The sequence below is a fragment of the Citrobacter sp. Cf125 genome, assembly GCF_030333935.1.
Taxonomy (GTDB): Bacteria; Pseudomonadota; Gammaproteobacteria; order Enterobacterales; family Enterobacteriaceae; genus Citrobacter; species Citrobacter freundii.
On record NZ_JAOWEY010000023.1, the window covers coordinates 70,734 to 82,827 of the forward strand.

9 protein-coding genes are annotated in these 12,094 nt (G+C 47.5%); 1 reads left to right on the plus strand and 8 read right to left on the minus strand.

The features are described from left to right. Nucleotides 1–64: 64 nt before the first annotated feature. Entirely contained in the window at nt 65–412 is a 348-nt protein-coding gene (locus OGV89_RS10780) for an HdeA/HdeB family chaperone (protein ID WP_008321512.1), read from the minus strand. Then, nucleotides 412–1,008 carry a DUF308 domain-containing protein gene (locus OGV89_RS10785; RefSeq protein WP_003845975.1) on the minus strand — a complete coding sequence of 199 codons (597 nt, stop codon included), beginning with the start codon at nt 1,006–1,008 and terminating at the stop codon, nt 412–414. The genes OGV89_RS10780 and OGV89_RS10785 overlap by 1 nt, the downstream gene beginning before the upstream one ends. 281 nt (nt 1,009–1,289) lie before the next feature. Here OGV89_RS10785 and OGV89_RS10790 point away from each other — a divergent pair, with 281 nt between their 5' ends. Next, nucleotides 1,290–1,922: a YfdX family protein gene (locus OGV89_RS10790; RefSeq protein ID WP_016150840.1), complete on the plus strand. Its 633-nt coding sequence runs from the start codon at nt 1,290–1,292 to the stop codon at nt 1,920–1,922. Between the two features lie 74 nt (nt 1,923–1,996). Here the strand turns inward: OGV89_RS10790 and OGV89_RS10795 are convergent, their stop codons facing one another. The 6 genes from OGV89_RS10795 to dpaL all read right to left on the minus strand — a co-directional run bounded on the left by OGV89_RS10795 (nt 1,997) and on the right by dpaL (nt 11,784). Continuing rightward, the gene (locus tag OGV89_RS10795; protein WP_286558627.1) at nt 1,997–5,239 is read right to left on the minus strand and encodes an ATP-binding protein; all 3,243 of its coding nucleotides are present in this window, start codon (nt 5,237–5,239) and stop codon (nt 1,997–1,999) included. 4 nt (nt 5,240–5,243) lie between these two features. Next, the gene (gene evgA / locus OGV89_RS10800; RefSeq protein ID WP_003839762.1) at nt 5,244–5,858 is read right to left on the minus strand and encodes an acid-sensing system DNA-binding response regulator EvgA; all 615 of its coding nucleotides are present in this window, start codon (nt 5,856–5,858) and stop codon (nt 5,244–5,246) included. Between the two features lie 469 nt (nt 5,859–6,327). Further along, complete coding sequence (locus OGV89_RS10805) at nt 6,328–7,614, minus strand: MFS transporter (RefSeq protein WP_003839760.1); 1,287 nt, start codon at nt 7,612–7,614, stop codon at nt 6,328–6,330. Nucleotides 7,615–7,692: 78 nt separating this feature from the next. Beyond that, on the minus strand, nt 7,693–9,285 hold the full coding sequence (locus OGV89_RS10810; protein WP_003845981.1) for an N-acyl-D-amino-acid deacylase family protein: 1,593 nt from the start codon (nt 9,283–9,285) through the stop codon (nt 7,693–7,695). Nucleotides 9,286–9,352: 67 nt separating this feature from the next. Further along, on the minus strand, nt 9,353–10,537 hold the full coding sequence (locus OGV89_RS10815; protein WP_003845983.1) for a YgeY family selenium metabolism-linked hydrolase: 1,185 nt from the start codon (nt 10,535–10,537) through the stop codon (nt 9,353–9,355). A 32-nt stretch (nt 10,538–10,569) separates the two neighbouring features. After that, nucleotides 10,570–11,784, minus strand: coding sequence for a diaminopropionate ammonia-lyase (gene dpaL / locus OGV89_RS10820; protein ID WP_032938125.1), 1,215 nt, complete (start codon nt 11,782–11,784; stop codon nt 10,570–10,572). Nucleotides 11,785–12,094 lie beyond the last annotated feature (310 nt).

Below are 12,094 nucleotides of genomic sequence, written 5' to 3' on the forward strand. Positions count from 1 at the left end.
GAACAACTGGGGCAGGTACAGAGGTTGTCAATTCTAACTAAAGCCAGGCTATCAAAACGGTTAATCAATAGTGCAGACCGGAACCTTTCAGATTTACAGCCAGTTCACCCAGTTTTGTATTCGGATGCTGATGACACATTTTAACCATTTTCGGTACAGCTTCCGTTTCCACCTCATGCAGGGGAACATAATCATCGCCTTTAAAGTCCGAATTTTTATTAACAATCACAAAGGCAATTGCCGTCTTGTATTGCTGACTCATATCAACGAATTCTTTACAGGTCATATCTTGTGGCGCAGCTTCCGTTGCCTGAGTAGCAAAAGCACGGGTCATTGGCGCCATAACAGAGGTCACAAGAATAGCTGCAGAAACCATCATTTTAATATTCACTATGCGCTCCAGAGGTAGCATTATTTTTTATCGGCGAGCTTATCAGTTTTTACCAGCGTCGCATTTCTACGCAGACTGATAAAAGCTAAAGAACTAAAGATCATCTCGACACCAATAAAAATTGAGGTAAATACATACGATCTGTCGGGATCCATATTCAGCCAGACGCCGGCAATAAGCAGGTCAAAAATACCAATAAAAATGTTCCATCCATAACCCGGACTGTGGAACAGTTTGACCCCAGATGCGATACGAAAAATACCCCCCAGAATAAACAGGCAGCAAAATACCATTGCCAATGAATTCATGCCTATCACAGGATTCACCAGGAAACAGTAACCCAGCAGTAACCACGCGATAGCAAAAAAGGCATAGGTAAATTTGGCTTTCAATTGCTTTTTACTTGAGCTAAACAGGCTATAAATAGAATAAAAACCACATACCAGGAACATAAAGCCAGTTGCATAGCTTAAATAAACACCTGCAGCAATCGGATAAATCAAGCAGCAGATGCCACAAACCAACATCAACACCGCCATAATCGTCGCATGCTTTTTATAATGAACGAGTGTTTTTTCATTAAACGCTCTCAGGCTACGCTGATTAAAAACAAACATACATCCTCCGTTATACATAAACGCAATGTAACCTGTTGACACAAGAATTATTACTCACTCAACATATGTTACTTACAATGGAATGATAAGACTTCCGCTAAGGAAGCGTATATAAGAACAAGAGAATGTCGCTATGCGTATATTCCTACACATGTCAGACATCTGACACTTGTAAGATTAAACGGTCATTATTCTATCGTGGTTCTGATTTCGCTCTTTAACATTATTTAATATGCTTATTGCGTTTGGTGACATATACCAAATTTATTCAGGAGAAAGTAATGAAAAAGATTATTCTTGCGGGTGTGCTTGCAACCATGATGGGTTCAGCACCAGTGATGGCTGCTACTGCTACCACAACTACTCCGGCGCAAGCTACTACCGCAAATGTACAAAAAGAAGCTGCCGATATTATGCAGGTCGCAGTGCAAGGCGCAAATGCGATGCGTGATATTCAGCTTGCTCGTTTGGCCCTGTTTCATGGACAGCCTGACAGCGCTAAAAAACTAACCGATGACGCCGCTTCCCTGCTGGCAGGCGACAGCAAAGATTGGGCGAAATTTGTAAAAACTGCGCCTAAAGCCAAGATGATTGACGATCAGTACGTGGTTATTAACGCTACGATCGCGCTGTCAGAAGACTATATTGCCACTCCAGCCAAAGAATCCGCTATCAAAACAGCGAATGGCAAAATGGCCAAAGGCGACTGGAAAGGTGCAGTGGATACCCTGCAACTGGCTGGTATCAGCGTGCTTCAGACCCAATACCTGATGCCCCTGAATCAGACTCGTAAAGCCGTTACCAGCGCGCAAAAACTGCTGTCTTCCGGTAAATATTATGAAGCAAACCTTGTGTTAAAAGGTGCTGAAGAAGGTATTGTGATCGATAGTGAGATGATCGGCGCAGGCCAGTAATACTCAGCACTACGGAGTGTTGAACCAGGACTTTCTCTCCTGATCGGGCAGCTACGGCCACCCGATCAGGGGGATTAATGGCTAATCAGACTGTCTATCTCAATCTCAATTTCCCGCATAACAGCAATAATCTTCTGCAATGCCTCCTGGCGTACTGCCAGAGGAAGATCGTCAGGTCGTCTGGATTCGAAAGGTTCGCACAGGTTTTGTAGCGCAGTGATGCCCAGAATTTGCGCCGAGCCATGCAACCGGTGAAGAGCGCGCAAAAACAGCTGAGGTTCATCTTGCAGAACAGCTTTCTCAGCCGCTTGTATATCATTCAGCGTTGCCTCGCGAAATGTCTCGAGAATCTCGTTCATTAGTGCGCGATCGCCGCCGGTATTCTCCGTCAACACATTGAATTTCAAATGCCGGATTGAACAAGGAGACGAATAACCGGTTTCGATTTTACTCAACTCATGTGTCAGTGTCTGAATCGACACAGGCTTGAACAGGCACAAATTCATACCATTTTGCAGGCATCGATCGCGTGACTGTGGAAGTGCGCTGGCCGTCAGTCCCCATATTTGTAAATTCGGCTGTTGACGACGTAGCGAAGCCGCGAGATCAAACCCGTCTTTTTTCGGCATATTTACATCGGTTATCAGCAGATCGTACGATTTTTTCGCCAGTTTGGCTTCTGCCTCCTCCCCATCACACGCTTCATCCACGTTGTAGCCAATGGCATTCAACTGTCGCTTAAGCAGCAGGCGATTGGTTGGGTTATCGTCTGCAATCAAAATAGACAGACACGGAAGCGGTAACAGAGTACCAGGCGCATCGCCATCCGGTACAATCGACTGTCGAGCCGTTTCAACCGGCAGCGTTATGGTAAACGTGGTTCCTTGCAACGGGACGCTCATCAACTCCAGCGTCCCGCCCATCAGCGTCACCAGTTCTTTACAGATAAATAACCCCAGACCGGAACCGGTTTGTTGACGCCCGCAACGCCCCTGAGCATAACGATGAAACAGCCCCGCCTGCTCCTCTTCACTAATCCCGCAACCGGTGTCGCTAATGGCGATGGTCAGGGTACCGTGATTCTCCCCGTCAGGCGTCAAACGGGCCGTCACATGAATACTGCCCTGCTCGGTAAACTTCAACGCATTGCCCACCAGGTTGGTGAGAATTTGCCGCAAAGCCTGCTGATCGACAAATACCCGTTCGTTTGCCGGCAACTGGCTAACGCAAGCCAGCGTAATTCCTTTCTGTCTGGCTAAAGCATCGAAAGAGTGGCACTGCAATTCAATGAGCTGCGAGAGATCCGTCCATTGAGGAACAACCTGGTATTTACCAGACTCAATCTTATCCAGATCCAGAATCTTACCGATCAGCCCAAGCAATGACTGGGCTGTCGCCCCGGTAAGGGCAATCGCCTCTTTTCGCTGTGCCGGGCTGAGTTCTAAACTCGACAGTAATTCCACAAAGCCAACAATCGAACTTACCGGGGTACGTAATTCATGGCTCATACTCGCCAGAAAGCGACTTTTGGCCTTGGTTGCTTCAATCGCTTTATTCTTTTCGTTTTCCAGTTCTTGAGATAATGCCTCTTTGAGATGAAGCTGCTCTTCCAGTAGCCGCTGAGATAGTTTCCTTTTCTTTACCTCACGGGAGAGTGAGATCCCCCAGATCAGGCTAATCGCTATCAGCAGCAGCGCGAATATCCCCAGTTGATAGAACTGTTTGCTATATCGACTCCATAAATCAACCTGCGTATTGGAAATTTTCGACCACTTCTCCGTCATCTGCAAAATCTCACGTGGCGGTATGGCCTGTAGCGCTTTATCCATAACAGACTTCAACATAGGCTCGTGAGAAGAAATCGCAAAACTTACAGAGGCACCAGGCATATCTGGAAGCCTAAAAAAGTGCATATTTTTCTGATAGTAATGATCGACCATAAACCTTGCTGACAATTCGGTAGCAATTGCCGCATCAGCGCTGCCCTCCTTGACCATGACCATCGCAACACTGCTAGTATCAGCATTAACCCAGGTGGCCTGCGGATAGCGTTGCTTCAGCTCGCTTTCCAGTACATGCCCGGCTGGTAGCGCAATACGTATCGGCCTCTCCAGTAGCGAGTCGGCGGTTTCCTCACGGGAAGTGATCATCACAAATGCCACATTCATCAGAGGATCGCTAAAGGTCGAATTGTGCGGGTTTTGATGAGTGAGCGTGATAGTGGGATACATATCCCACTGTTCGCCGCTTATTTGCTTTGTCTGCTCACTTTTAGAGTTAGCTAAAATGGGTTCAAAATCGAGCCCCGTTTGCAGATGAATAATATTCAGTAAATCGCCAAGAATACCGCGTAATTCACCGCTGCGATCGACCAGCGTATAGGGCGGGTAATCTGGGTTGATTAAAATGCGGATGACATGCTTTTTCTTCAACCACGCTTTTTCCTGAGCGGTGAAAGGTATAGGTGCATTCAGATAGGCCAGGTTGCCGCGGTTCAGCCAGTTCTGCATGACTTGCATATGAATTTCATTACTGATTGACGTAATGAAACCATCAAGAATATTTCTTAATACCGGCTGATCTTCGTTAACGACAAAATAATTATATTGTTCTTGCTTATCAAAGTAGTGCGTAATAACCAGTGATTGTGAGAAGTATCGAGAGATGCAATGGCTGCTGGTGATATTGTTACCAATATAATATTGGTTATCACCATTCACTACCGAGGCCATGGCCTGATACTCGTCGTCATAAAATGAGACTTTAGCCTCAGGAAAGGCCCCCTGGATAACATCGAGAAAAGGGCAATCCCGCACACACGCGACGCTAACCTGATGGTTCGTGGTCAGCGGCAGCATAGTGTTTTTTAGCGATGTTACAAGCGTCGGCCACGTCGTCAGCAATACCGAAGTACGCAACAAATTTCCGCCAACATCCTGGCGTCGGGACAGTTGGGTTATCAGCGTATCAACATCGTTATTGGCGAGCGCGGCCAGCGCCTCTTGCTCATTATCATACTGCTTTATAATGATTTTTAGATTGAGGTTCTTTTGCATTAACGCGAGGTAATCTGCGTTAACTCCCCGATAATATTCGCCGCTATTTTGATAAACAATGGGGGAGACTTCAGGTAACCAGGTACCAACAACCAAGGTTTTTTTATGCGCTAACCAGTTTGTTTCTTCCCTGTTCAAGCTGATATTTTGTACTGAAGTATTATAGTTACTTTTTAGCTCAACTTGCCGAGCTGAGCTTACACCCGTAGACAACCCGATGGTAAATATGACCATCAAAAAAATAAACAAGCGTTCCAGCATTACTCTATCCTATTTTATTTCTCTGCGCATAATCATAGATTTCCATTAATGATGAACAATCTAATTTTTCCATCAACCGGCTTTTATAGGTACTCACCGTTTTATTACTGATATTCATTTTGCTGGCAATTGAGCTGTAATCCATGCCATTAAGGATATAACGCAATACTCTCATTTCCTGATTCGACAACGTATCAAGCTTATCCTGCTCGCTGACGGATGAACCAGTAAAATGCTCAAGGGAAAAGGGAAAATAGCTATAGCCATTTTTTGCTGCTTCGATTGCGGCAAGAATATTATTCATACCTTCTTTTTTACTCACAAATCCGTTGGCACCGTATTCGGCGCTACGTTTGCCGTAAAAAAATTCATTTTTGGCTGAAATGATAATGATTACACCAGCATAGTGCCGCTTTCTCAGTTGCTCCAGCACTTCGATGCCACTGATACCGGGAATATCTACATCGATAATCAACAGCTCCGGCTTAGTTTTTTCAACGGTTTGAACCACTTGATCTCCGCTGTCGAGTTCGGTGGTCACAGCGATACCATTAGTATCGAGTAAGTTGCGGATGGCAATGCGTGCCAATGGGTGATCGTCAACGATTATCGCGTTCATTGCGTATAAGAATCCCGATAAATAAAGAGAGGCGATGGCTATAGAGCAGGCGAGCCTTCAACATTATAATTTCTGAAAATAAGGCTTTATCAGGTAAATCCTAACATAATCACGCGTATATTTTATTCATTTTTTATAAAAATGCAGAACAAAGTATAAACGCAACACTGTAATTTACAAATTTTAAACCTTGAGCATATCTAAATATCAAACCATTAACACAACATAAAAGGAATATTCCTACACGCGTAGGACAAATCTCTCATTTATTATGATTTATTCTTAATGATTTGGGACATATAACCGGCATATAGTTCATCAGAACTGCGAGGGGGGATATGTGAATAGCTATCTAAAAATAAATTTCATACCAGGTCAAATATGGAGAACAAGAGTACAAACCTGCTGAATTTAGAGAGAAACTCCCCGCAGCTCTGGAGCAGCAGTGCCACAGGGAGGCAGCGATAAATCAGGCTTTACTGGGCAATGCCCCTACTGCATGCGAGCTTTTGACTGTCAGTGTAACGACAGCTGAGCACAACAGTGCGGCAATCATAAAGATAAAGGCGCTGTTATAGCTTCCGCCGCTGCTTTGGATCAACCAGCCGATGATGGGCGCTGATACAACCCCTGCCATCTGGCCGCCAAAGTTAACAATACCGGATGCCCGCCCCATGATGTTGCTGGGAATGGTATCCATCAAAATACCCCAGAACGTTGCCATAGCGAAGAACATGAACAAGGCTGAAATACACTGATAAACCACCGCCATATCTGCACTGCTCACGCTGAAGGTCAGATACAGGAAACCCGCGGCAATAACAGAGGTTACGACATACAGCGTTTTACGCTGGGGTTTGAATTTATCTGAGCAATAACCGCCTAATAATGTTCCACCGGCCCCGAACAGGAAGGGAATGGCCGCCATGACACCGGTCTTTGCCAGAGAAAACTCTCGTACGGTAATCAGGTAGCTTGGCAGCCAGGTTGAAAAACCCCAGAAGGTGATATCAAACAAAAACCAGATACTGGCCATTTGCCAGAGCACCGGCATTTTGAGTACGTCTTTAAACGCGATAGCACTGGTGTTTTGCAGGCTCCCCTGGTCGTCAGCAGCCAGCTCCGCCAGGTCTTGTTGCGTAATGGCAGGGTGATCTTTCGGGTTGTCACGCGTAAATAAGTAGATACCTGCGGCGATAAACAGACCGGGAATACCCAGCACGATAAAAACCATGTGCCAGCCAAATGCCCCGATGATGCTTGCCGCCACGACTACCGCCAGCGCTGGGCCTAAGGTGTTTACCGTTGACTGAATCGCCGTGGCGCGGCCACGTTCTTTCGACGGGAAATAGGTTGATATCATCTTCCATGAGGCCGACGGAAAACATCCCTCACCGATACCAAAGAAGAAACGTACTGCTAACATCAGCGGCAGCGTCAGCACAGCGCCGGTTAAGCTGGTGAACACAGACCACCATGCAATACCAATGGCCATGATTTTTCGCGAGCCAAACTTATCCGCCAGTAATCCACCGGGAATTTGAAACGCGGCATAACCAATAAAAAAGGCGCTAATAATTAAACCTTGTTGAGTCGTATCAAGATTTAAATCTTTGCCAATATAAGGGAGTGAAACGCTCATCACCATTCTGTCGAGAAAAGAGAGCAGCCACGCCAGCCAGATCAGTGTCAGGACGGTATATCTTGCTTTCCAGGTCTTGGGTTTACCTGAAGGTAAAGACGTTTGTAGGTTCATTGTGATGTCCTTAGGGTGTAGTGATCTACCGCGGCCATAAATAGTCGCGATAGATCCATGCGTGTTTAGCGTTATTTATTAATATTGTTTTCTAATAACCGTACCGCTACAGGCATAACTTTCCGTGCCATTGATTAAGGCAATGCGCCCATTAACCATGACAATTTCAATCCCTTCCGGGTACTGATTGGGTTCAACAAAAGTGCCTTTATCCGCAATTGTGTTCGGATCGAACATCACGATATCCGCTGCATAACCGACCTTCAGCAGTCCGCGATCCTGCAAACCCAATACTTCAGCAGGTTTCCCCGTCATCTTGCGGATTGCCGCTTCCCAGCTCAGACATCCCTCTTCACGAACATATTTACCGAGCACGCGAGGGAATGCGCCAAACACGCGCGGGTGCGGTTTGCCAGCCCCCATCAAGCCATCGGTACAGACGTTTTGTTCAGGTCGACAGAGAAACTTAATCACGTGCTCTTCGGTACCGTAGAAGTCGACCATCCCCACGGCGTTTTCCTCTTCAAAGAGCAGATCGAAGGTGGCGTTGTACGGATCTTTTCCACGCAGCTCGCCCAACTGGACGAGGTTCAAACCGACAGCATCCTGATTTTTTGCCGTTTTCACGCTGGTGACAAAAATCTGGTCCAAACCGGCAAAATCGATAAAGTTATCCCAGCCAGGAATGCCCTGCTGAATATCGTCAATCATTTTGGCGCGCAGTTCGGGCGAGGCGAGACGCTCAAGTAATTTGTCCGTACCGCCGGAGTGAACCCAGGGCGGCAGGATCACGCCGAGCATCGTGCTGCCCGCCACATACGGATACTGGTCGAAAGAGATACGAATCCCCTCTTTCTGCGCCTGTTCCAGCATGCCCAGCATTTGGTCGATCAGCCCCCAGTTTTTCTTGCCGCAAACCTTCATATGCGAAATATGCAGCCAGACGCCGGTGGCTGTGGCTATATCAATCAGTTCCTGGGTTGAGTTGATAATATCGTCAGCTTCACTGCGCTGATGCACCACAAAAATCCCGTCATATTTCGCCGTGACCTTACACAGTTCAATCATTTCGGCAGTATCACCAAAGGCGCAAGGCATATAGATAAGACCAGTGGAAAGTCCAAATGCCCCGGCTTTTAACTCCCGCTCAAGGACCTCACACATCTTCGCCACGTCTTCACGGGTCGAAGGACGCCCATCCAGGCCCATCGCTTCCATGCGCACATTGCCATGAGGAACTAAATACGCGAGGTTTGTCGCCGGCTGACGCGATGCCAGCAGATTGAGATAACCGTCTGTATTTTTATATTTCCAGTCAATTTTGTCGGTGTCACCGTCCAGTCCGGCGATATTTTTACGCCAGGCTGGAATATATTCTTCAGGTAGCGGCGCTAAGGCGACGCCATCCTGGCCCAACAGTTCGGTGGTGATACCCTGACGAATTTTTGCCGACAGCGCGGGGTTAATAATGGCTGACAGGTCAGAGTGCGTATGGGTATCAATAAAGCCAGGGCAAATTATTTTTCCGGTTGCATCAATAACCTGCTCATTGACGCCAACCTCAATTTGGCCGATTGCGACAATACGTCCTTCATCAACCATCACATCGGCAATTCTGCCTTCACTGCCCGTCCCATCGATTACATTTCCGTTTTTGAAAATGGTTTTCATCGTTATTCTCCATGGCGGTGCTGCTGAGCTACACCGCCTGTAAGGTAAGAGGTGGTTATCTTTATTTTTATTGGCGATAGAGTGTCTGGATAATGCTGTAATAGCCGCTGGCCGAGCCGGTTAATTGCTCGATCTCGATATACTCATCAATGGTGTGTGCCAGGTTTTCTCGTGAAGGACCGAAGCCGATGGTTTTGATTCCCGCTTCGCCCGCATAGTGGCTGCCGTTGGTACAAAATGAGTACTGCGTAATGGTTGGATTAAAGCCAGCCTCGCGAACGCCCGCCAACGCTGCCTGCACGAATTCGTCGGACTCGTCGAACACCCAGCCTGGGAAAAAACGCTCTCCCTCAATCGTGGCGCCGGTATAGCAAGACTCCTGACCCACCGCGTAGGATACTCGGGCCTTAAACTGCGGATCCTGAGCAATAAGTTCCGCAAGCGCATTTTCCAGCGGAGCAATCACGCTTTCTTTGGTTTCACCCACCAGCAAACGGCGATCGTAGGTTGCGCGACAGTAATCCGGTACCACCGAGGCCCCCGGGTACGGCGAAGATTTAATGTCGGTCAGTTCCAGAATGCCAGGCCCCAGAACCGGATGCGTTGGCGGCGTGATCGTGCGAATTTTGTCGATCAATTGCGCCATTTTGTACACCGCGTTAATCCCCGCCTGCGGGTTAGCGGAGTGCGCGGGTTTACCAAAGGTTTCGACCACAATTTCAGCGCGGCCACGTTGACCAATTTTCAGGTTTAACTCGGAAGCTTCACCGATGATCACGTAGTCTGGCTTATAGCGCTCGCTGACCAGGCGAGCGGCAATACCTTCAAAACACTCTTCATGCACGATGCACGCAACGTAGATTTTCCCGGCAAAATTTCGCTGATTGTCCTGACCGAAAAAGCCCACGGCGGAGATCATCGCCGCCACAGCACCTTTCATGTCAGTTGTGCCGCGACCATAAATTTTGCCATCTTCAATATCGCCGCCGTATGGGTTGCGGGACCACTTCTCTTCGTTCACCGGCACGGTATCGATATGACCATCGAGAACCAACGTTTTCCCTGGCTGGTTGCCGACAATACCGCCAACAATGTTGCCGTACTTATCAACGTGGATGTCATCGAATTGGTAATGCTGCATCATTGTTTTTATGGCATTAACCACTTCCCCTTCCTGACCGGAATAACTTTTTTGTTGGATCAGCGCCTGACAGTTTTTAATGACTTCTTCAATGCGGTTTGCAGATAACATGGGTTTCTCCGTTATATCTCTTAATCAGGGAATTATTTGTTGATGCCCGGGTACTGTCCGCCCCAGACAATATCCAGATATTGTTGCGGGTCGGTATCCCCTTCGGTGCTGACTAACAGCACACGAGAGTGCGCATCCAGCCCCAGTTGCTCACGCGTTTGCGCCAGTTCAGGTGAGGTCATCAACAGCGCCAGCAGACCGGTAGTAACCGCACCTGACTCACCCGAAATAATCTGTGGATCGCCTGCCAGCGGGTTGCCCAACATGCGCATGCCTAACGCTGCAACTTCATCAGGGCAGGAAGCAAATGCGTTGGCATAGTCGCGCAGCAGTTTCCAGCCGATACTGTTCGCCTCACCGCAGGCGAGACCGGCCATCACGGTTTGTAAATCACCGCCCACCGCAATGGCATCCCCCTCTTTCGAACGGGCTGAGCGGTAGAGGCAATCGGCAATTAACGCTTCGGCGACGATCACTTTCGGGCGATTCTCCCCCCAGGCTGCCGTCACCATTCCCTGAACCATGCCGGCAAACGAGCCGACGCCTGCCTGCACAAAAATGTGAGTCGGCGCAACCTGATGCAGCTGATCTATCGCCTCCAGCATCAGCGTGCCGTAGCCCTGCATAATCCACTGCGGGATCTTTTCGTATCCTTCCCAGGCGGTATCCTGCACGACAATCCAGCCATACTTTTCGGCCTGCTCCGCGGTCATACGAACCGCATCGTCATAGTTCATATCGACGATCTCAGCGATAGCACCTTCGTTACGGATAGAAGTCAGACGTTGCTGCGAAGAGCCCTTCGGCATATAAACCACGGCGTTTTGCTTCAGTTGGCGCGCCATCCATGCCACGCCGCGACCGTGGTTGCCATCAGTGGTGGTGGCAAACGTGACGGTTTGCAGATCGTGACGAACCTCTTCGCTGGTCATCACGTCAAACGGCAGTTCACTGATATCCTTACCAACTAATTCAGCGATATGGCACGCCATCGCATAGGAGCCACCCAGCGCTTTGAAGGCTTTCAGGCCAAAACGCTGAGATTCATCTTTGAGGTAGATATTTTTTACGCCCAGTTTTTGTGCAAGCGCCGGTAGCGTATATAGCGGCGTCGGCGCGTAGCCCGGAATAGACCGATGAAAATTCAACGCTTTTACCAGTTCCTGGCGGCTAAACGGTGCCAGCGGCGCGTTCGGATGTTCGGTAAACGGTGTCTGGTTGATAAAAAATGATAAGTTTTCCTGCATCATAAAACCTCATTGTCCTGGTATTTCATTCCCTGTAATCGGTGCAATACAGAGATATTTCCGTTATCGGTATTGGCAATAGAGCAAAATACTTACCAGCTTTTTATGAATTGAGTAAATTCTTATAAATATTTTAATAAAGGCTTTAATTTCAACAAATTAAATGAAATTTAAAATTGACAACCGAAAATATCAATGCATCAGTTTATCGCCTCACTTTGATAAATTCTCATCATTGATAAATAGTGTGATCGCGGAAGATAAAATAAGAAAAACATTCAAAAACAGCGTGGTAGATTGATTTTTCGCA